The organism is Peribacillus sp. SRI_006 (assembly GCF_057586375.1).
The window spans coordinates 17085-36613 of record NZ_JBYCZT010000012.1 but is presented as its reverse complement, the minus strand read 5'-3'; the positions used below and the strand labels follow the sequence as shown (position 1 = coordinate 36613).

At 37.2% G+C, this 19529-nt stretch carries 19 protein-coding genes; 18 read left to right on the top strand and 1 reads right to left on the bottom strand.

Annotated elements, in window-relative coordinates:
• Positions 1 to 228: 228 nt before the first annotated feature.
• The 4 genes from AC2YHV_RS18010 to AC2YHV_RS17995 all read left to right on the top strand — a co-directional run bounded on the left by AC2YHV_RS18010 (position 229) and on the right by AC2YHV_RS17995 (position 2921).
• Positions 229 to 774 carry a TetR/AcrR family transcriptional regulator gene (locus tag AC2YHV_RS18010; RefSeq protein WP_098187374.1) on the top strand — a complete coding sequence of 182 codons (546 nt, stop codon included), beginning with the start codon at positions 229 to 231 and terminating at the stop codon, positions 772 to 774.
• A gap of 220 nt (positions 775 to 994) precedes the next feature.
• Entirely contained in the window at positions 995 to 1639 is a 645-nt protein-coding gene (locus tag AC2YHV_RS18005; protein WP_340860216.1) for an MBL fold metallo-hydrolase, read from the top strand.
• Positions 1640 to 1827: 188 nt separating this feature from the next.
• Positions 1828 to 2232: a YbaN family protein gene (locus tag AC2YHV_RS18000; RefSeq protein ID WP_048687144.1), complete on the top strand. Its 405-nt coding sequence runs from the start codon at positions 1828 to 1830 to the stop codon at positions 2230 to 2232.
• A 470-nt stretch (positions 2233 to 2702) separates the two neighbouring features.
• Positions 2703 to 2921, top strand: a complete 219-nt coding sequence (locus AC2YHV_RS17995) for a hypothetical protein (protein ID WP_063575226.1) — start codon at positions 2703 to 2705, stop codon at positions 2919 to 2921.
• A gap of 232 nt (positions 2922 to 3153) precedes the next feature.
• On the opposite strand, the gene AC2YHV_RS17990 is transcribed toward AC2YHV_RS17995, so the two are convergent.
• Positions 3154 to 3771 carry a cell wall hydrolase gene (locus tag AC2YHV_RS17990; protein ID WP_487373742.1) on the bottom strand — a complete coding sequence of 206 codons (618 nt, stop codon included), beginning with the start codon at positions 3769 to 3771 and terminating at the stop codon, positions 3154 to 3156.
• Positions 3772 to 4230: 459 nt separating this feature from the next.
• Here AC2YHV_RS17990 and AC2YHV_RS17985 point away from each other — a divergent pair, with 459 nt between their 5' ends.
• The 14 genes from AC2YHV_RS17985 (at position 4231) to AC2YHV_RS17920 (ending at position 19514) form a co-directional block, all read left to right on the top strand.
• On the top strand, positions 4231 to 4938 hold the full coding sequence (locus tag AC2YHV_RS17985; RefSeq protein WP_145504418.1) for a DNA alkylation repair protein: 708 nt from the start codon (positions 4231 to 4233) through the stop codon (positions 4936 to 4938).
• Between the two features lie 495 nt (positions 4939 to 5433).
• Positions 5434 to 6258 carry an SAM-dependent methyltransferase gene (locus AC2YHV_RS17980; RefSeq protein WP_487373741.1) on the top strand — a complete coding sequence of 275 codons (825 nt, stop codon included), beginning with the start codon at positions 5434 to 5436 and terminating at the stop codon, positions 6256 to 6258.
• Between the two features lie 853 nt (positions 6259 to 7111).
• The gene (locus tag AC2YHV_RS17975) at positions 7112 to 8683 is read left to right on the top strand and encodes an APC family permease (protein ID WP_063575231.1); all 1572 of its coding nucleotides are present in this window, start codon (positions 7112 to 7114) and stop codon (positions 8681 to 8683) included.
• 33 nt (positions 8684 to 8716) lie between these two features.
• The gene (argH, locus tag AC2YHV_RS17970; RefSeq protein WP_063575232.1) at positions 8717 to 10036 is read left to right on the top strand and encodes an argininosuccinate lyase; all 1320 of its coding nucleotides are present in this window, start codon (positions 8717 to 8719) and stop codon (positions 10034 to 10036) included.
• Positions 10037 to 10256: 220 nt separating this feature from the next.
• Positions 10257 to 11552: a hypothetical protein gene (locus tag AC2YHV_RS17965; protein ID WP_239859073.1), complete on the top strand. Its 1296-nt coding sequence runs from the start codon at positions 10257 to 10259 to the stop codon at positions 11550 to 11552.
• Positions 11553 to 11726: 174 nt separating this feature from the next.
• A complete protein-coding gene (locus tag AC2YHV_RS17960; protein WP_440970091.1) occupies positions 11727 to 12047 on the top strand; it encodes a hypothetical protein in 321 nt (106 codons plus the stop codon).
• A 194-nt stretch (positions 12048 to 12241) separates the two neighbouring features.
• Positions 12242 to 12700: a MarR family winged helix-turn-helix transcriptional regulator gene (locus AC2YHV_RS17955; RefSeq protein ID WP_197483631.1), complete on the top strand. Its 459-nt coding sequence runs from the start codon at positions 12242 to 12244 to the stop codon at positions 12698 to 12700.
• Complete coding sequence (locus AC2YHV_RS17950; RefSeq protein ID WP_487373740.1) at positions 12687 to 13748, top strand: threonine aldolase family protein; 1062 nt, start codon at positions 12687 to 12689, stop codon at positions 13746 to 13748. The genes AC2YHV_RS17955 and AC2YHV_RS17950 overlap by 14 nt, the downstream gene beginning before the upstream one ends.
• A complete protein-coding gene (locus tag AC2YHV_RS17945) occupies positions 13724 to 14443 on the top strand; it encodes an alanyl-tRNA editing protein (protein ID WP_487373738.1) in 720 nt (239 codons plus the stop codon). The genes AC2YHV_RS17950 and AC2YHV_RS17945 overlap by 25 nt, the downstream gene beginning before the upstream one ends.
• 284 nt (positions 14444 to 14727) lie before the next feature.
• Positions 14728 to 15609 (top strand): PhzF family phenazine biosynthesis protein, encoded by an 882-nt coding sequence (locus AC2YHV_RS17940; RefSeq protein ID WP_487373737.1) that lies wholly within the window; start codon positions 14728 to 14730, stop codon positions 15607 to 15609.
• A 170-nt stretch (positions 15610 to 15779) separates the two neighbouring features.
• On the top strand, positions 15780 to 16481 hold the full coding sequence (locus tag AC2YHV_RS17935) for a response regulator transcription factor (protein ID WP_034304119.1): 702 nt from the start codon (positions 15780 to 15782) through the stop codon (positions 16479 to 16481).
• A complete protein-coding gene (locus tag AC2YHV_RS17930) occupies positions 16478 to 17821 on the top strand; it encodes a sensor histidine kinase (RefSeq protein WP_487373736.1) in 1344 nt (447 codons plus the stop codon). The genes AC2YHV_RS17935 and AC2YHV_RS17930 overlap by 4 nt, the downstream gene beginning before the upstream one ends.
• Positions 17822 to 17849: 28 nt before the next feature.
• Positions 17850 to 18584, top strand: a complete 735-nt coding sequence (locus AC2YHV_RS17925) for a PepSY domain-containing protein (RefSeq protein ID WP_063575240.1) — start codon at positions 17850 to 17852, stop codon at positions 18582 to 18584.
• Positions 18585 to 18920: 336 nt separating this feature from the next.
• On the top strand, positions 18921 to 19514 hold the full coding sequence (locus AC2YHV_RS17920) for a beta-class carbonic anhydrase (protein WP_191929324.1): 594 nt from the start codon (positions 18921 to 18923) through the stop codon (positions 19512 to 19514).
• The last annotated feature ends 15 nt before the right edge of the window (positions 19515 to 19529 follow it).

The window sequence follows — 19529 nt, the reverse complement described above, 5'->3', positions numbered from 1 at the left end:
ACAACACCCTTTCTTATTTTTGTTTTGAAAAAAATTCTTTGGTGACTATCATGGTGTACATTGCCCTCGTTCAAAAAGAAAGCATCATTGATTGATTAATCAACATCTGTTTATAATTATTAAATAGAAACAGAATGCTCTCAATGGTTAAATGAACGCAATTCGTTGATTACTCAACAAATCAATAAAAATTGTTGATTATTTTTAGGAAAGTTTGGTGACCAAACCATGCCGAAAGTAGACAGAAGAATAACCAGAAGCCAAGAAGCCATTAAAAAGGCTCTCATTGAACTGATGTCCGAAAAAAGTTTTGATGACATTACCATTCAGGATATTGCAGACAGAGCAAATGTTAATCGAGGAACCATCTATCTACATTACTTAGATAAATTTGATCTATTAGATAAAATCATGGAAGAACATATAAACAACATGAGTAATTTTTGTGAATCGGCAACTGAAATGGATTATATAGAATCGACTGTACACTGTATGGAATATTTTAAGAGCAATTATTTATTCTTTTCAACGATGTTAGCGAGTGAAGGAGCTCCATATTTTCGCAGTCAGTTCCTTAAGTTCAATATCGAAGAGTTCAAGAAAGATGTGGACATAACAAAAGGGAAAAATTCCGATCAAAATGAAGATGTAATTGTTCAATTTGTTGCAAATGCATACGTAGGGGTAGTGGAATGGTGGTTAAAGAATGGAATGCCTTATCCACCTCGTGTCATGGCAGAAAAAGTGGGGGATTTGTTAGAGAGGATTGTATAACTAGCTAATGAGAAACTTACCTGGGATAGTGGTCTCTTGACGCAAAGGGGTGTCTTTAAGGCATCTCTTTTTTTATGGAACAAAAGGGATAGATGGGTGTAGAAGGACTATTACAGGAATAGTGGAATTATAATAAATGGAATATATTTTTAACTGTAGTCCAAGGTTCCTTAAAAGTTGCTTGATTTTAAATCAATTGCAAAGTAAGGAGAATTTTAGTATGAAAATAAAATGGTTTGGACATTCTGCCTTTTTACTAACATCCGAAAGAGGAACCAGGATTCTTATTGATCCATATTATCGCTTCATCCGTTACCGTATGCCAAGCGTTGAACCAGATATAGTCGCCGTTACCCATAATCATTTCGATCACAATAAAATTCAAGCTGCAACAGGTGATTACTTGCTTGTAAATGAGCCGAAGGAATACATCCGCGAAGATGTAAGAATTAGAGGATTTAAGACATTTCACGACAAGGTAAATGGCGAGAAGAGAGGTCCCAATATTTTATATCGTTTCCAAATGGACGATCTGACCATCTGTCACTGCGGAGATTTAGGGCATCTATTATCAGAAGAACAAGTAAATGAAATTGGAAAAGTGGATGTACTCATCATTCCTGTAGGAGGTACAGTCACGATTAATGCCTTAGAGGCCACTCAAGTAATGCGTCAATTGAAATCTACTATTACGATTCCCATGCATTACAGAACAAAGTCATTGTCGGTTGTTGGCTTGATGTTTTCAAAGGTAGACAAGTTTCTTCAGATTTCCGGAAAGCGGACAACCGAAGTTAAGACATTGGATATTTCCAAAGAAAATTTGCCGGAATATGCTGGTGTCGTTACCATGCTCTATGAATGAATATAAGGCTGCGATATGGATCACAATGATTGCGATGTCTAAAAAATGTTGCAAATTGATAAGAGATCTTGTTAGTAACGAAAGGGCAGGTTAGTTCAAGAACAAAAAGGGAAGATACTAATCAATTAATTGAATCAATTAAGCTTCCTCTTTACGTTATAAGGAGATAGAATATAAATAAAAAGGTGATGACAATAAAAAAAGTAAAAAGTATCCTATTCTTTCTTCTTGGGGCCATATCTCTTTTGATTGGTATCGCAGGGACTGTTTTACCAGTTCTGCCAGGCGGTCCGTTTTACTTATTTGCTGCCTTTTGCTTTGCTAAAAGCTCCAAGTCGATTGAAAACTGGTTCAAGAGCACCTCATTATATGAAAAATACGTTGAAGCATTCCTTCAAAAAAAAGGCATGACCCGAAGAGAGAAAATAAGAATCAATTTAATTGCCGATTTCTTCATCGTGATTTCTGTATTTTATGTGGACATCCTATTGGTGAAAATCTTATTGGTCGTACTCGCCCTCTACAAACATTATTATTTCATAAAAAAAATTAAGACAATTGATCGAAACGGTACGGAAAAAAGAGCGTTTTGAACCTTCAAATAACGGGTCCAAACCGCAATAAGAGAGTTGCTTCGGCAGCTCTTTTTCTCATGGTTCTAAAGAAGTAGGATATTTCAATAATAAAAAAATACATATATATAAATTTGGTAAAGAAGGGTGGGGAATCATGAAAAAATATTTAGGGGTTATATCGTTTGCTTTAATGAGAATGGTATTTCAGGGTAATGGATTATAAAAAGTTTATTCAACAAACAGGTACATAAGTTGAGAACCAGAGCGCCGAATGGTGTTTTTTTTGCAAATAATGGGTGCGTTAGCTGAAGGTTAGAGCGCCTTTAAGGCAGCTTTTTCTTATGGGATTATCGCGGCAGGTTAGTTAAACAAGCTATGATGAACCAACTGAATACTTAATGGAAAAAGGAATTTTTGACGGTTGTGTGAACAGGTAGGATTAGCAACTAGACATAAAGAATACCTATTTATAAAAGGGGGCTTCTTTAATGGAAAAAGAAAAATTACTAGCTGTGAAATGTTCGTGCTGCAAAAAAGAATTAGACGCAATAGACCTGGTCATCATAAATGAATCACTTCAGCTGACGCATATTCAATGCCCTTATAAAGGAGAAAAAGCAATTATTGATGTAGGATATTTTAATGATGTATTCCGACAATACCTGCTCTGTACTCATGAAAAAGCCCCTATAAGTAGGGGGATGTAAAGTCCATGGCTTTGCATTTTCTATAAAGAGCTATGTCGATCAGTTCTTATGGAACAAAAGGGGCAGGATAGTTCAACAAACGTAGTGGCTGGAACCGTTTTCTTCTGGGGTACCGCCAAAAAGGGCGGGCAAATACTGCCCGACCTTTCAACTATACTCCACGACATAGATAATGGGATATTAATAATTAGAAACTATAAATATCATTCCTCAATATGTATGTAGATTAGTTTTACTTTGCAAATAAGTGGTTACCTATTCTAATGACTGTTTCCCTTGTGAAAATCCATTCATCTGTTGCCGACATCGGATTATAATAATAAACAGAACCATGAGTAGGATCCCAACCTTGTAATGCATCAATAACAGCTCGATAAGAATGGTTATTTGGGGTCAAATAATATTGCCCATCATGTACAGCTGTAAAAGCATTTGTCTGGAAAATAACATCGTAAGTATTTTTAGGAAAACCTGACGCTGACATTCGGTTCAAAATTACTGCAGCGACAGCTACTTTTCCTTCATAAGTTTCTCCTCGAGCTTCTCCATGAACAACCCTGGCCATCATTTCAATACTATTTAATTTTTGTTGTGTTTGGTATCCAAAAACTCCATCTGGCAATATTCCAGAATCTAGTTGAAGTTGTTTCACCGCATGATCAGTAATTGAACCATAATACCCTGTTGGTTGCCTGTTAAAGTAACCCATTTCCTTTAAATTTTCTTGTAAGTCATAAACTGCTTGTCCTTGACTTCCATTGTGTAAAACTTCTTGAGCAAAGATTGAATTGGGTATAAGAAACATGAAACAAATAAAAATAACAAACGACATTTTTTTTACATTTACCATCAAGTAATACCACCCTTCGATTCATTTTCCTACTATTCTACCTTATCATACAAGAAAAATAGATTTATATTACATTATTACTATTTTAAACCAAAATTTTAGGGGGTCTTCAGGCAAATTCATCTGCTTTCTGGGTACCGCCTATCGCCATCAAGCTTAGTAAAAGGATTATACCCAAAACGAAAAATTAAGCTATATGCTGCTGAAGATGGCTTTTTTCGTTTTGGGGTGTAAAGAAATTTTAACTTGATGGGGATACGACAAGACCCCTTATGGAACTATCGAGGCAGGATAGTTCAACAAAACATCGAGAGTCATAAAGTTTACAAGTGGAACCCTGCGTAACACACATGTACTTAGACGGTGCTGACAAATGGCAGTCTGTTATAGGATAATGGGATATATATTTGATGGGCAAAATATTGGGGGGAAACTCCCTATAGAAGGATGTGCTTAACGATGAATGTAGAAATGGTCATGCAGGAGCTTGAAGCCCTAGGCAAGGAACGAACTAAAAAAATGTACATATCCAATGGTGCGCATGAGCCGCTTTTTGGCGTGGCGACAGGCGCCATGAAACCAATTGTAAGGAAAATTAAAATAAATCAGGATTTAGCTGAAGAGCTTTATTCGACAGGCAACTATGATGCCATGTACTTTGCAGGGATCATAGCAGACCCAAAAGCCATGACTGAGTCTGATTATGATCGTTGGATGGATGCTGCCTATTTTTATATGCTGTCCGATTATGTAGTGGCTGTAACTTTATCGGAGTCAGATATTGCACAAGAAGTATCCGATAAATGGATTGCAAGCGGTGAAGAGCTGAGAATGTCAGCGGGCTGGAGTTGCTACTGTTGGCTTTTGGGGAATCGAAAAGACGTTGAATTTTCAGAAAGCAAAATTTCCGATATGCTGGACCTTGTGAAGAATACGATTCACGAATCGCCAGAACGAACGAAATCCGCTATGAATAATTTTCTATCCACCGTGGGGATTTCCTATTTGCCGCTCCATGAAAAGGCAGTCGAGACCGCAAAGGCAATAGGGAACGTAGAAGTCAAACGGGACAAGAAAAAAAACAGTTTTCTAAACGCATACGAAAGTATTCAAAAAGAAGTCGGTAGAGGAAGGCTTGGTTTTAAACGCAAGCATGTAAGATGTTAGATTGGTTTTGCAAAATGGAAGTGTAATCCAGGAAAATCAATGTGTAAAGCACTATTATTTAAACGTATATTCTTTATCCTTAGAGGATAATAAGTATATTCTTCACGATAATTTTAATGGTTACATCAAAATATCCATCATCAACTAACGTGTGTTTTTTTTCAATAAGGGAGTTGCTTCGGGTCTGAGTTTGTAGACAAAAGGGGTTTTATCTAAATTTCAAAACAAAGTTGATTGGAGCGGGTGTGCGAGACTCCTGCGGGAAAAGCGCGTCATGGGGAGACCCCACAGGCGCAAAAGCGCCGAGGAGGCTCCCGGACCGCCCGCGGAAAGCGAGTGCCCTACGTTCCAATCGACGTTCTAGGTTTTATAAACCTAAATAAGAATTGAGATGAACTTGTTCTTCATCGAGTTTGTCTACAGTCTGGGAGTTGCTTAGGCAGCCTTTTTCTTTGTTGATGAACCAATACACACTAAATGTGGGGTGAATGATACTTGAAGTCATTTCAACTAAACGAAAAAACAAGATCCTTTTTAGCGGAATATCAATTATTTGAAGATGATTTGATACAACAAGTGCAGTTGCAGCACCGTTTGGAATTAGTGGGGGCATTTGGGATCCAAAAAGGAATGCGTGTATTGGAAATAGGTTGTGGTCAAGGGGATACTACCGTGGCAATAGCAGATGCAGTAGGGGAAAGCGGATCTGTTGTCGCAAAAGATATTGCCAGTCCCGATTACGGAGCACCGTTAACATTAGGTCAAGCAACAGAACGCATAAAGAAATCTTCATTAGGAGAACGGATTGACTTCCATTTTGAAATGGACTTTGATTTTTTTGAATCACCCATCCCATTTGATGTAGCTGTATTATCCCATTGTTCATGGTATTTCAAGCAACCAGAGGATTTATTGAAATACTTTAAAAAGATTCGCGGATTGGCAAAACAATTATGTTTTGCAGAATGGGACCTCGACTTCACCTGCCTTTCTCAACGTTCCCACTTTTGTGCAGTTTCCATTCTTGCACTGCATTCAAACTTCGTAAAGAGTGAAGGAAATATCCAAAACTTATTTCATAAAACTCAAATTCTCCAGCTGCTCCAGCAAACAAATTTTGAAGTGGTAAAACAACTTACAGTAGATGCAACATTTTTACAGGACGGTCAATGGGAAAAAGATTATGCCAATAGTATCCGTGAAGAATTTATTAAAGTCCCTAACATGATACAAACGTTAATAACTGGTTATTATGAACTGATGAACACTTCGAATGGTAAGGAGAAATCATTAAATAGCTTCGTTGTTTGTGCAAAGTAATAACTGCATTCAAATGAATTCAAGATCCAGGGCAGCCTAATGGGTTGCTTTTTTTGCTTACTAAAAACGGGGCATCATGACCGACATCCACCTCCTGAAAGGTTGAACGAAGGAATGTAGTAGCACCGACTCAGAAAGACATGTGAGGGGTGATCTCCATGAGATATGTGGGCTCTCACTTGATGTTTAAGATAATGGGGAGAATGGCCGTGTAACCCTCCGAAGAAAGTAGTTTCTAGTGAATTAGCTCAACTTTTTTCGGAATGGTTTATGGTTTCGTTTTGTCGACTTGATATTTTAGCTTGATGGGCATGAGGTAGAAGCATTACGAGGGAAATTACTCTTAGCAAATTTAGAAATTAATAAAGCAAATTTCCCCTAACCTATAGGGGCTGGCCAACAGTTTTCCATCCGAAAATGGGACAAGCATAGGAAGAGGACAAAAAAGGGTATTTTTTCCTTGGAGTGGATCTAAGTCTGGAATTGGACAACGGAAAGCACCTGGAACGGGCCACATGAAGCGGGTCATGGACGCCTTACTCAGTGAACGAGCTCCTTTAGAGTTTTGTATTGTGAATTTTCAAAAAATGATATTGCAAAATGGAAACAATTCAAATAAAATCTATTTTAAGGTAAATACTTTTTTATTACCTTAAAATAGATTTGCAATTGAGCTAATCTATGTGGGTTAAGCTAATGTGTCCTAGCTATTTTATGGATTTTGTATCCATTAGGTAAATTTAGCTTCTCAAATGAACGTAAAAATTTGAAAGGAGTTAATTATTTTAGGTACAGTACTAAGCTATCTATGTTGGCGAATAATAATATACCCCATTAAGAGAGAGGGAATTTCATGAATCAAGAACGATATTTGAAAAAGAAAATGGGCTTTTGGTCACTTACTGCATTATCTCTTGGAGGAATTATTGGATCAAGTTGGCTTTTTGGTCCATGGAATACGGCAAAAATGGCTGGACCAGCTGCTATTATGTCTTGGATTATTGCTGCATTCGTCATTACTCTTATAGCTCTTGTTTATGCTGAATTAGCAAGGGTCAGACCAGAAACAGGTGGTTTAGGTCGTTATCCCCTTTATTCCCATGGAAAATTGCTTGCTACAGTGACTAGTTATTCGATTTGGCTTGGCTACTGCGCCACTGCACCTGTTGAATCATCGGGAGTTATACAATACGCTAACGAGTTTTGGCCAGGCCTATATGATATATCTAAGGAGCAACTAACGACAACAGGAATTCTAGCATCGACTGTTTTAATGGTATTTTTTGTTGTGGTGAACTATTTTGGCGTGAAATTATTTGCGGTCACGAACACCATTATCACCACGATTAAATTTATAGTCCCTGTCCTAACCATCATTGCTTTTTTTATGACAGGATTTCATGAAGAGAATTATACAAGTCATGGGTTTGCGCCTAATGGCTATGGCGCAGGATTAAGCGCAATCTTAACTAGTGGTATATTTTTTGCCTATACAGGATTCGGAAATGTGGTAATGATGAGTGGCGAGGTGGTAAACCCAAGACGGAATATTCCACTTGCTCTTATCACATCGCTGTCAGTCTCGGCAATTTTATATGTTTTACTTCAAATCGTTTTTATAGGAGCCGTACCGCCCGAAATGCTAGCTAATGGTTGGAGTGGAATTAAATTTGACTCTCCATTTGCTAATTTAGCACTGATGGCGAATATGGTTTGGCTTTCTTGGACCATTACAGCGGACGCAATGATTTCCCCAACTGGATCAGCACTTGCTTATACAGCAGGAACTTCAAGACATGTTTTTGGAATGGCGAAGAGTGGATTCCTCCCTTCTTATTTCGGAACCATTAATAAAAGATTTGGAGTTCCAACACGTGCACTTACTCTTAATTTCCTAATCGGGTTGCTTTTCTTGTTTCCTTTAAAGAGTTGGACTGCGATAGTTGCAATTGTTGGAGCAATTGGTATTTTCAAATACGCTTCAGCATGTGTCACGGTAATGGTGTTTCGTAAGGTTGGTTTGACAAAAGACAACGGTATCCCAGGCATGAATTTTATTGCTCCTTTAGCCTTTATATTTGCCACTCTACTTATTTATTGGACAAATTGGAGTAGGGTTCAACTTGCAATTTGGGGATTGGCAATTGGAATTGTTGGATATTTGATTACTCATTTTATCAATAAACATAAATCGGTAGAAATCCTAGGTGGGATCTATCTTGTTATTTATATTCTGATGCTCGTTGGGATATCATCAATCGGAAATTTTGGTGGTAAGGGTATTATTCCAGAGCCATTTATGTCTTACATCGTGGCAATAATAGGATTCGTTTTTTACTATTTTGCTGTTTATAACGGTGTTTGGTACATGCGAAAAAAAGGGAACGTCCAAGAATTGCAAGATATGGATAACACAGATATTTAAAATCAATTTCATTTTACAAAAGGAGAAATGGTTATGAAGCTTTGGGGTGGACGTTTTAGAAAAGAAGAAAATAAATTAATGGAGGACTTTAATAGTTCTCTTCATGTTGATATGAGACTTTATTCTGAAGATATTAAAGGGAGTATTGCACATGTGAATATGCTTGTGAAATGTGAATTGCTTACCAAGGAAGAAGGAGAAAGCATTATAAAGTCTCTTCTTTCTATATTGGAAGATATCGAGAGCGGAACATTAGAGATCGAAGGCGATTTTGAAGATATTCATAGTTTTGTTGAAACAAAACTAACAGAACGAATAGGTGAAACAGCAAAAAAACTCCATACAGCAAGAAGCCGAAATGATCAAGTTGCTTTAGATATCAGGCTTTACGCAAAAAATAAGGCATTAGAAGTGATCGAGTATATTGAAGAGCTTCAAAATAACCTGGAAGAAAAGGCAAAAGCAAACAATGTGATTATGCCAGGATACACCCATCTACAGCGAGCTCAAGTAGTAACTCTTAAGCACCATTTAATGGCCTACTTTAATATGCTGGATAGGGACAGAAAAAGAGTTCTTAATGCAATTGAAATTATGAACGAAAGTCCACTGGGGTGTGGAGCATTGGCAGGGACGACTCATAATATAGACCGAGAAATGACAGCGGCGGAGTTGGGTTTTTCAAAGCCTGTAAACAATTTCCTTGATGGTGTTAGTGATAGAGATTACCTTTTAGAATTAATGTCTAGTTTTTCGATCATCATGATGCATTTAAGCAGATTAAGTGAAGAACTGATTTTATGGAGTAGTCAAGAGTTTAAATTTATTAGTATTGATGATGCATATTCTACAGGTAGTAGTATTATGCCTCAAAAGAAAAATCCTGATGCAGCAGAGCTTATAAGGGGGAAAACAGGACGAGTATATGGTTCTCTTACTTCGCTTTTAACGACGATGAAAGGGTTACCATTGGCTTATAATAAAGATATGCAGGAAGATAAAGAACCATTTTTTGATGCATTGGATACAGTTTTGTCTTGTCTGGAAATTATGTCCAATATGATTTCTACCATGAAGGTGAATACTGAAAATATGAAAAATGCTGTAAAATATGGCTTTCTCAATGCAACAGAAGTCGCTGATTATTTAGTCAGCAAAGGGGTTGCGTTCAGAGATGCCCACAGTATTGTTGGTTCTATTGTCATTTATTGTGAAGATCATAATAAATCAATAGAAGAGTTGACTCCGGAAGAATTGAAGAGCTTAAATCCATTAATTGAAGGGGACTTATATGACTTTATTGATTATCAAAATATATTAAATAAAGGCATTAAGGTGAATTTATTAAAATAATCTAATTTTCTCCAATTGAAGAGCTATAGCATAGAAGATAAGTACGATCTATGCTAATAGCTCTTTATATTTTTTAAAACATAATTAAACTCCCCTTTAAATCAAGAGATACAATGTTTTGTGATAAATGTTTTTCCAATAGAAGAAGGATTAAACTTTAATTTCCTCCATTTTAAAGATAAGATTAAAGTAATTAAGTTTTTGAACTAAGGAGAAAAATATGTATAAAATTGGGGTAGTTGGTCCTAATTCATCAGTTGAGCGCATTATTAATTTAGGTAAAGAATATGAGTCGATCATGGAATTTAAAGCCTACCCATATGAGGATTTCAGAGAAACTGAAAAAATAGTTTTGGAATACAACAAAAATGTGGATGTCTGGTTTTTTTCAGGCCAAATTTCATATATGGTTGCAAAAAATACTGTGGGAATAGGGGAAAACCTATTATATATCGATCATACTGAATCAGGCATCTATAAAAGTCTTTTGCATATGGGATATTTTCAAAAGGAGTTTTTGAGTAAAGTAAGTATTGACGAAATAACTACAACCCATTTAGAGCAGGCGTTAAAACAAATTGATATTACTCCAAAAGAAATGTATATAAAAAACTTCAATATCGATTCAAGCACGGAAGAATTAATCGCATTCCATCTTGATTTATGGAAAGCCGGAAAAACGGAAGGTGCACTAACTTGTTTCGAGGCTGTATATCTAAATTTAAAAAAAGCAGGTGTACCAACCTATCGAATATCTACAACTGATATGGAAATTCGCCAATCATTAAGAATTCTTGCAGAAAAATCGAGAACTTTTTACTTTAGAGATACCCAAATTGGTGTTCAAATTATTGAAATTGAACATTTTGATAAAATATTTGAAAAAGCTAAAAGCTCGTATCATCTGCAATTTTTAGAGATAAAATTAAAAGAAACCCTTCTTAAATTTTGCGAACAATTGGAGGGGTCATTAGTTGAGAAGGGAAACGGCCGCTACTTTATCTTTAGTACACGGGGTACAATCGAATCCAAAATAAAAGATTTAAAAGATACTGTCTTTCTGTTGTCAAATGAATCCAATGCTACTGTAACTGTAGGTATTGGATATGGGCAAACACTTCACTCAGCAGAAATAAACGCTCAACGTGCCATCCAACTTTCAAAAGAAAAGTCAGACAAGGGCATCGTCATTGTACAAGAGGACGGAACAATGATTGAGTCTGCAGGTGAAGAGGAAGAATTACGTTTTTCTTACCGGATAGATGACAAGAATTTTATGGAAAAACTAAAAAAAGCTAAAATAAGTGTGAAAAATTATAATAAATTGTATGCTTTAGTCAACAGAATGAAATTGAAAGATTTTACAATAAAAGATTTAACAACACATCTCTATTGGGATGAAAGCAATGCACGGCGCATTGTAGTAAGTTTATGTGAAGTTAACTTAGCAGAAATCATTGGTGAGGAATCTTATTCTTCTCGAGGAAGACCGAGTAAAATTTATCGTTTAAAATAAGACCCATTTTCGGGTGTGTTATATTGAATATCAGGAACTGAACAGCAGTTCCTTTTCTTTTGCAACTATGTGGGAGCAGGTTAGCTTAATAAGCAAACGTGATAAATAAATACATACTTAAGATTTCGATTTAAAGATATGGTTTAAAATAATGACACGTAGGAGGTTGAGAAAATGAAAACTTTTGATTTAAAATCAGGAACAAAAGTTATAATAGACGAAAGTAGAATAGTAATAGAAAGAACAGGTGGAAAGAGTGCAATGAAGGGTTTATTTGCTGGGAGAGCAATGGGGCAAATGACCATAAAAACGTCTGCAGTGACAGGATTAATTCATTTTGCTGACTATTTAATGATTTGTGCTTCTGGACTCCCGACTCCCAATGATTTTAAATTATCCAGCGTAGCGGAAATAAAACAATATCCTAACTGTATTGTGGCAAAAGAGGGCGAATTAGAAGAGTTATATCAATTTCTCAATGGATTTATTAAATAACGATACTATAAAAGGCTTAACCTTTAAGGTAAGCCTTTTTATTTTGAAGTTCCCGTATAGGAAAAATAGAAGTGAAATTTTTAAAATGGGTCAAACTAGTGGTATCGATTGATGGATTTATGGAAAAACGTGGACAAAGTCCACTAATAACAATAAAGTATTAGTGGATAATGTCCACTAAAAGGAAGTGAATCATGAATATAAATAAAAATACCATGGCTGATATCCGGCAATTCAATCGATTTTATACAAATATACTTGGTGTGTTGGATAAGCATATATTGGATACCGGATATTCTTTCACTGAGGCACGGGTCATTATGGAAATCGGTTTGATGGAGCAGTGTATAGCAAACAACTTAGTTGATAAACTGGAAATTGATCGCAGCTATATGAGCAGAATAATTAACAAGTTAAGAAAAGATGGACTGGTTATGAAGGAACACTCGACCTTGGATAACAGAACGATTCTGATTCGGTTGACTCCAGAGGGGATGACTCTTTTTAACCAGCTTAATGAAAGATCTGATGAACAATTAGTGAGATTATTCCAAGGATTATCACAAAATGAAATTAAAGAAATCCATGCTTCTATGATGTTCATTCAGAAGAAATTGGATGGTTTGGGGAGATTAAAGGATGATACGTTTTGAAAATGATTATACAGAAGGTGCTCATAAGCGAATTCTGAACCGATTAATGGAAACCAATGAAGAACAAACACCCGGATATGGAGTGGATGAACACTGTGAAAAAGCGAGAGCTTACATTCGAAAAGAGTGTGGTGCCGCGAATGCGGATGTACACTTTTTAGTGGGAGGAACACAGACGAATACAACTATCATCGCTTCAATTTTGCGGCCGCATCAAGGTGCAGTTGCTGCAATTACAGGGCATATCGCGGTACATGAAACAGGCGCAATTGAAGCCACTGGCCATAAAGTGCTTACTTTGCCGAGTGATGATGGAAAAATTCAACCTGAACAGGTGAAGGAATTATATGATGCCCACTGGAATGATGTTACCCATGAGCATATGGTACAGCCAGGCTTGGTTTACATTTCCAACCCTACAGAAAATGGAACGACTTATAGTAAAGCCGAATTGGAAGCATTAAGTGAAGTTTGCCGGGAATGTAGTTTGCCATTAGTATTGGATGGCGCCAGATTAGGGTATGGCTTGGCTTCGAAGGACAGCGATTTAACCTTGGCTGATGTTGCAAGGCTATGTGATGTGTTCTATATAGGGGGAACGAAGGTTGGGGCAATGTTTGGTGAAGCGGCAGTCATCATGAATGATGCCCTGAAAAAGGACTTCCGCTATTTCATCAAGCAAAGGGGAGGAATGCTGGCTAAAGGGAGACTTTTGGGGATCCAGTTTGAAACCTTATTTGAAGATGGCTTATACTATGAAATTTCTAAACATGCCGTGGAAATGTCAATGATGATTCGAGAAGCATTTGTTGAAAATGGATTTTCATTACGATATGATTCCACATCAAATCAGCAATTTCCCATCTTGCCGGAAGATGTGATTTTGGAATTAGGCAAAAAGTATTCATTCTCCTTCTGGGAAAAAGTCGATGCTACACACAGTGCTGTAAGATTTTGTACCAGTTGGGCTACGAAAAAAGAACATGTTGACATGCTTGTAGAGGATATCAAGGAAACAAAAAAATGGCCACGATCGAGTTATATTTAGATAATAGTTATCTAAAAGAATGTTCGGCAAATATTGTTTCAATACAAGACCGATTTGTGGTGTTCGATCAAACCATTTTTTATCCAGGCGGCGGTGGGCAGCCCTGTGACCGGGGAATCATAAAACAAGGTGATGAAACTTATAAAATATTAACAGTAAAAAAAGTAGATGGTGAAATCATTCATGAATTGGAACGGCCATTAAAGGACATTAATCAAACGGCAAAGATGCAGATTGACTGGACTTGGCGGTATCAGAATATGCAGTATCACACATTATTGCATGTCATTTCAGGTTATTTTTATCAACATTACAATGCTTTAGCTACAAGCAGTCAAATTGAAAAAGAACATGCGAGATTAGAGCTGTCTTTTTCTCCTGACATAATGGAAGAAATACCATTCGATCAATTGGAACAATCGATAAAGAAGATACTGGCACAACCCCATAATGTTTGTACGGAAACAATTAGCAGAGCTGAAGCAGAGCAAAAAGAAGGGGTTATTAAAACGGTCATTAATTTACTTCCGGCTTCTCTTAACGAAATTCGAATCGTTCAAATAAATGATATTGATGAGCAAGCATGCGGGGGAACCCACGTCGGCAACACGAATGAAATTAAAGACTTTTCCATTATGAAAATTCAACAAAAAGGTCCCACGAAAAAAAGGATTAAAATTCAATTATTGGGATAAGTTCTGCTAATGAAAAGTATGGACTCCATATCCTTTGAAGTCGCCAATTATTTTTAGTTGGTGGGAGTTTATCGAACCTAAATATAAATCCAAAAAAAATCATTTTGACAGGAACAGATTGAAATAAGGTACAAAGTAAATAGGGCTTTTAACATGAGAGTTGTTCTGGCAGCTCTTTTTTTTTTGGAGTTAACTGGGCAAATAGCGACTTTAATTTTTAAAATTTACATGCAATAATTGGGACATTCGTTAAAATAACTAAAAAGTAAACGAGGGGGAGTCTGATGGAGAGGATTAATTATTCTATTGTTGATGTGTTTTCAAATGGAAAATATACAGGAAACCAACTCGCGGTTTTTAAAAACGCTGGGAATATTCCGGATAAAGAAATGCAACAGATAGCCAAAGAAATTAATTTTTCCGAAACTACCTTTATCTTGTCTGATTCAAAAAATGATGGCGGTTATGATGTCCGGATATTTACACCTAATGAAGAGGTTCCATTTGCTGGACATCCGACTATAGGAACTGCATATATCATTCAAAACGAAGTATTAGAAGCACCATTGGATAACATTATATTAAACTTTAAAGGTGGACAGATAACAGTATCATTCAATAATCAAGAAGAGCTTCTATGGATGAAACAAAATCAACCAACTTTTGGCCGGATTTTAGATACAGATAAAATTTCTGAAGTTTTAAATATACATAAAGAAAACATAGATGATAGATTCCCCATTCAAGAAGTTTCGACGGGACTTCCAGTGCTTGTTGTCCCATTAAAATCATTGGAAGCCGTTAAAAAAGTAAAGATAAATAGAGAAAAATATTTTGAGTTAATTGAACATATGGATGCAAAAGCCATTATGGTTTTTTCTCCAGAACCATATGATTCGAAAAATGATTTGAATGTTCGCGACTTTGCGGACTATTATGGTATCCCCGAAGATGCAGCCACTGGCAGTTCTAATGGATGTTTAGCTGCTTACTTAGTTAAATACGGGTATTTTGAAAGAAGTGAAATAGACATTCGCGTAGAACAAGGATACGAAATCGAAAGGCCTTCTTTATTGTTTTTAAAAGCAAGTGATGATAATGGGGAAATCGACGTTCATGTTGGAGGTAAAGTAGTGAAAATTGCTCAAGGTGAATGGTTTCTTTAATAACCTGACCTTTTCAACTGACAAATGCTTTACTTCAAAACAGGGAAGGTTGCTGAGGCAGCCTTTTTCTTATTGAACGAACAGGCATACTTACCGATAATCCAATCGATTTAATTTGAAAATGAATGACAATTAATGGGGAGAGTCCCACACAAAAGGAGGTCTTCCAAATGAATAAAGAATCAGTACTGATCGTGGAAGACGAAGAAAAGATCTTAAGACTGCTTGAATTGGAGCTTGAAATCGAAGGCTATCAAGTCGGAAAGGCAATGGACGGCAAGGAGGCCCTTGAGGCATATCAATCAAGAAAGTGGGATTTGATCTTATTGGATGTGATGCTTCCGGGCATAAGCGGGATCGAGCTGCTTCGGAAAATTCGAACAAAGAATAATATCACTCCTGTCATCCTGTTAACGGCAAAAGGCTCGGTTGAAGATAAAGTTTCCGGTCTTGATCTCGGCGCGAATGACTATATCACCAAACCTTTCCAAATTGAGGAATTGCTTGCCCGAATTCGTGCGGTTTTAAGAATGCGGCCAGCGGCACCTTCAATGGAAGCTGAAATCGGTGGATGGCTAAATACTGCCGATTTAAAAGTGAATGTCAAAACACGCGAGGTCATTAGAGGTGATAGCCATATTGAACTAACGCCAAAGGAGTATGATTTACTTCTTTATTTACTGAAGAATAAGCGTCAGGTGCTAAGCCGTGATCAAATTCTGGGAGCGGTTTGGGGGTATGATTTCCAGGGAGAAACAAACGTGGTGGATGTGTATATCCGTTATGTTCGCAAAAAGCTCGAACATGGCTTTGAAACGCCGCTCATTCATACCGTAAGAGGCGTTGGCTACGTCATGAAGGAAGCAAAATGAGACTTCGCAAGAAAATCAACTTATATACAGCGGTGTTATTTATTTTCCTGCTGCTTTTGATGAATGTTTCCATTTATTTTGTTTTCAGTAATCTGATGATGGTGAATGAAATGAACCGTGCGAAAGCGGAGACAGGGAAAATTGCCTTTGATGTTAGTGAAAATGTTAATAATATATCTCCAAATGATTTACTTCGAGCCTATTTGCCTATAGATGGCATGATTGGTATCGTAATCGAAGGTCAACGAAAAGGAACAGCTGTTACATCCAATTCTGAAAAACAATTAAGCAATCGAAATAGCAGCTTTTACCCCGGTGAGAAGAGCGAGATCATCACTTATCAGCAGAAAAAGTATGTATTCGTTTCAAACCCGATCGTTTGGGGGGATGGAAGTGTAGTTAATCTTCAAATCACCAAAAGCATGTCAGCAACCGAAGAAATGCTCGCTGTTCTGCGCATCGTATTAATCGCTGTAACCATCATTGCCATGATACCAGTTCTGATATCAAGCACTATTCTTAGTAACTTCATCGCCCGTCCGATTCGATCGATGATCGATACGATGAAGGAAATTCAAACTAGCGGCCAATTTAAGCGGCTTAGCTTAGAAGAAAAATCAAAGGATGAGCTTGTGGAAATGGGAAAAACATTTAATCACATGATCGATTTACTGCAGGCCAACTTCGAAAAACAGGAGCAATTCGTATCGAATGCTTCACATGAATTAAAAACACCGCTAACTGTCATCGAAAGCTATGCAAGCCTTTTGAAGAGAAAAGGGTTGGAGCGTCCTGATTTGTTTGATGAATCCATAGAGGCCATTCATTCTGAAGCCATTAGAATGAGAGAGATGACAGAGCAAATGCTCCTGCTTGCAAAGCATCAGGAAAAATGGAATATAGAGAAGGAAAACGTCAATCTGACCGATATCATGGCAGAGTTAGCGAAAGTATATAAGAATGCGTACAATCGGACAGTGGAGATTTATAGTGTCGATGCAATTGAAGCAGTAACGGATGTTCAAAAGTTAAAACAGCTTTTGTTTATTTTTTTAGACAATGCCAGAAAGTATAGTGACGAGCTAATCTCCGTCTACATAGGACAAACAAGTAATGAAGCATATATCCGCATCGAAGACAGAGGGGATGGAATTCCAAAGGCTGAATTGCCAAAAGTGTTCGATCGTTTTTATCGTGTGGATAAAGCTAGAAACAGAAAGCAAGGCGGATCTGGATTGGGGCTTTCCGTGGCAAAGGAAATTGCTGATGCAATAGATGTGCGGATTGAAATGGACAGTCTCGAAGGCAGGGGAACGATCGTTACTCTTTTATTTAATTAAGCCAGAATGATGTTGGATGGGGGATACGATGAAGATTAGAAAAGTGCTGATAACAGCCGGATCGATTCTCGTTTTTGGTCTGCTATCATTCGTCGGATTTCAATGGTGGGCTCCATCATTATCCGCGGAAAGTTTGACGAAAGAAGAAGTGAACCAGACAGCAAAGGATAAATTTCCTGGAACCATTATGAAGACAACAAAAAGTGAAGGTGAAGAATATCAGATTGAAATGCAGCTTGAAACCGGGGTCTATCAAATTAGGATGGATGCCAAAAGTGGGGAAGTCCGTTCTATAAAAAAAGAAACCATTGGTCATACAGCTGAAGCGACTACGGAAAAAGCACACCAAAAGCTACTGACCCAAAACGAAATAAAGACGCGTATTTCCTCACAAGGTGACCTGGAACAAATTGATTTTGTACAGGAGAAAGACAACTCCTTTTATAAAGCAGTGGTAAATAAGAATAACGAAAAAATCACCTTGATACTCGATCCATATACAGGAGCTATAATTGACTCGACACTGGTGGCAGATAGTATCATTACAGAAAGCGAAGCAATTGCGATTGCCGAAAAACATGTAAAAGGAACAGGTGATGATACAGAATTTTATCAACCTCTAGATCAGACACCTTATTATTTGGTCGAAGTTGAATTGGAGGACGATCGAGACGCAGTCGTTCAAGTGGACGGCTACACGAAGGAAGTAAAAACAATCACGTGGGAAGATGACGAAGAGAACGATAATGATGGCCCTGAATAAAATAGTGGCTCATAAGGGTTTACTAATCTAGACGTAAATTGAATAAAGCAAAAAAAGGGGTGATGCTATTAGCTGTCTAATATGCATCACCCTTTTTGGCTTTGGTGAGTAAGGAAAATGCAAAAAAAAAGAGAAGGAACTGTAATAATTCTCACCAATTTCTAATCCTTCTATCATTTAACTCTAATTAACTAACTCTAACATGGAATAAAGCACCAAATGATAAAACAGTGCCAAAGAAGCGAGTGGATGAAAGGCATCTGGATGATTGTACATAAGACATTCCATCATATTTACACTTTAATAAAGTTTTGCAAAGAGAAAGGAGAATCAGTAATGTCAGTTATTTCTAGCATTCTGGATTACAACAAGACGTTTGTCGATCAAAACAAATATGAAAGGTTTCAAACGACAAAGTATCCAGATAAAAAGATCGTCATCATAACGTGCATGGATACCCGGCTGTTGGAATTGCTTCCAAAGGCGATGGGGTTAAGAAATGGAGATGCGAAAATCATTAAAAACGCCGGTGCTATTGTTTCTCATCCATTTGGCAGCATTATGCGCAGTATCCTTGTCGCCATTTATGAGCTGAAAGTGGAGGAAGTGTGTGTGATCGGACATCACGGATGCGGTATGGTGGGGCTTCAATCCTCTTCACTGCTTGATGCCGCAAAGGAGAAGAAAATCAGCCAGGAGCAAATTGATATCCTTACAAACTCTGGTATTGATTTATCAAAGTGGCTGACAGGCTTTCAATGCGTTGAGGAGAGTGTAAGGAATAGTGTCCATTTGATCAAAAACCATCCATTATTACCGGATTCCATTGCCGTCCACGGTATGGTCATCCATCCCGAAACGGGTAAACTGGATCGAATCATAGATGGATATAGCAATATTGTCAGCAAGGAAGAAATGCATATTCAATAAAAGAAGGAGCGATAA

Excerpts from the sequence above, each read along its gene's own strand:
- AC2YHV_RS18010 (WP_098187374.1), top strand. The coding sequence starts at position 229 with ATGCCGAAAGTAGACAGAAGAATAACCAGAAGCCAAGAAGCCATTAAA.
- AC2YHV_RS18005 (WP_340860216.1), top strand. The coding sequence starts at position 995 with ATGAAAATAAAATGGTTTGGACATTCTGCCTTTTTACTAACATCCGAA.
- AC2YHV_RS18000 (WP_048687144.1), top strand. The coding sequence starts at position 1,828 with ATGACAATAAAAAAAGTAAAAAGTATCCTATTCTTTCTTCTTGGGGCC.
- AC2YHV_RS17995 (WP_063575226.1), top strand. The coding sequence starts at position 2,703 with ATGGAAAAAGAAAAATTACTAGCTGTGAAATGTTCGTGCTGCAAAAAA.
- AC2YHV_RS17990 (WP_487373742.1), bottom strand. The coding sequence starts at position 3,771 with ATGGTAAATGTAAAAAAAATGTCGTTTGTTATTTTTATTTGTTTCATG.
- AC2YHV_RS17985 (WP_145504418.1), top strand. The coding sequence starts at position 4,231 with ATGAATGTAGAAATGGTCATGCAGGAGCTTGAAGCCCTAGGCAAGGAA.
- AC2YHV_RS17975 (WP_063575231.1), top strand. The coding sequence starts at position 7,112 with ATGAATCAAGAACGATATTTGAAAAAGAAAATGGGCTTTTGGTCACTT.
- argH (WP_063575232.1), top strand. The coding sequence starts at position 8,717 with ATGAAGCTTTGGGGTGGACGTTTTAGAAAAGAAGAAAATAAATTAATG.
- AC2YHV_RS17965 (WP_239859073.1), top strand. The coding sequence starts at position 10,257 with ATGTATAAAATTGGGGTAGTTGGTCCTAATTCATCAGTTGAGCGCATT.
- AC2YHV_RS17960 (WP_440970091.1), top strand. The coding sequence starts at position 11,727 with ATGAAAACTTTTGATTTAAAATCAGGAACAAAAGTTATAATAGACGAA.
- AC2YHV_RS17955 (WP_197483631.1), top strand. The coding sequence starts at position 12,242 with ATGAATATAAATAAAAATACCATGGCTGATATCCGGCAATTCAATCGA.
- AC2YHV_RS17950 (WP_487373740.1), top strand. The coding sequence starts at position 12,687 with ATGATACGTTTTGAAAATGATTATACAGAAGGTGCTCATAAGCGAATT.
- AC2YHV_RS17945 (WP_487373738.1), top strand. The coding sequence starts at position 13,724 with ATGGCCACGATCGAGTTATATTTAGATAATAGTTATCTAAAAGAATGT.
- AC2YHV_RS17940 (WP_487373737.1), top strand. The coding sequence starts at position 14,728 with ATGGAGAGGATTAATTATTCTATTGTTGATGTGTTTTCAAATGGAAAA.
- AC2YHV_RS17935 (WP_034304119.1), top strand. The coding sequence starts at position 15,780 with ATGAATAAAGAATCAGTACTGATCGTGGAAGACGAAGAAAAGATCTTA.
- AC2YHV_RS17930 (WP_487373736.1), top strand. The coding sequence starts at position 16,478 with ATGAGACTTCGCAAGAAAATCAACTTATATACAGCGGTGTTATTTATT.
- AC2YHV_RS17925 (WP_063575240.1), top strand. The coding sequence starts at position 17,850 with ATGAAGATTAGAAAAGTGCTGATAACAGCCGGATCGATTCTCGTTTTT.
- AC2YHV_RS17920 (WP_191929324.1), top strand. The coding sequence starts at position 18,921 with ATGTCAGTTATTTCTAGCATTCTGGATTACAACAAGACGTTTGTCGAT.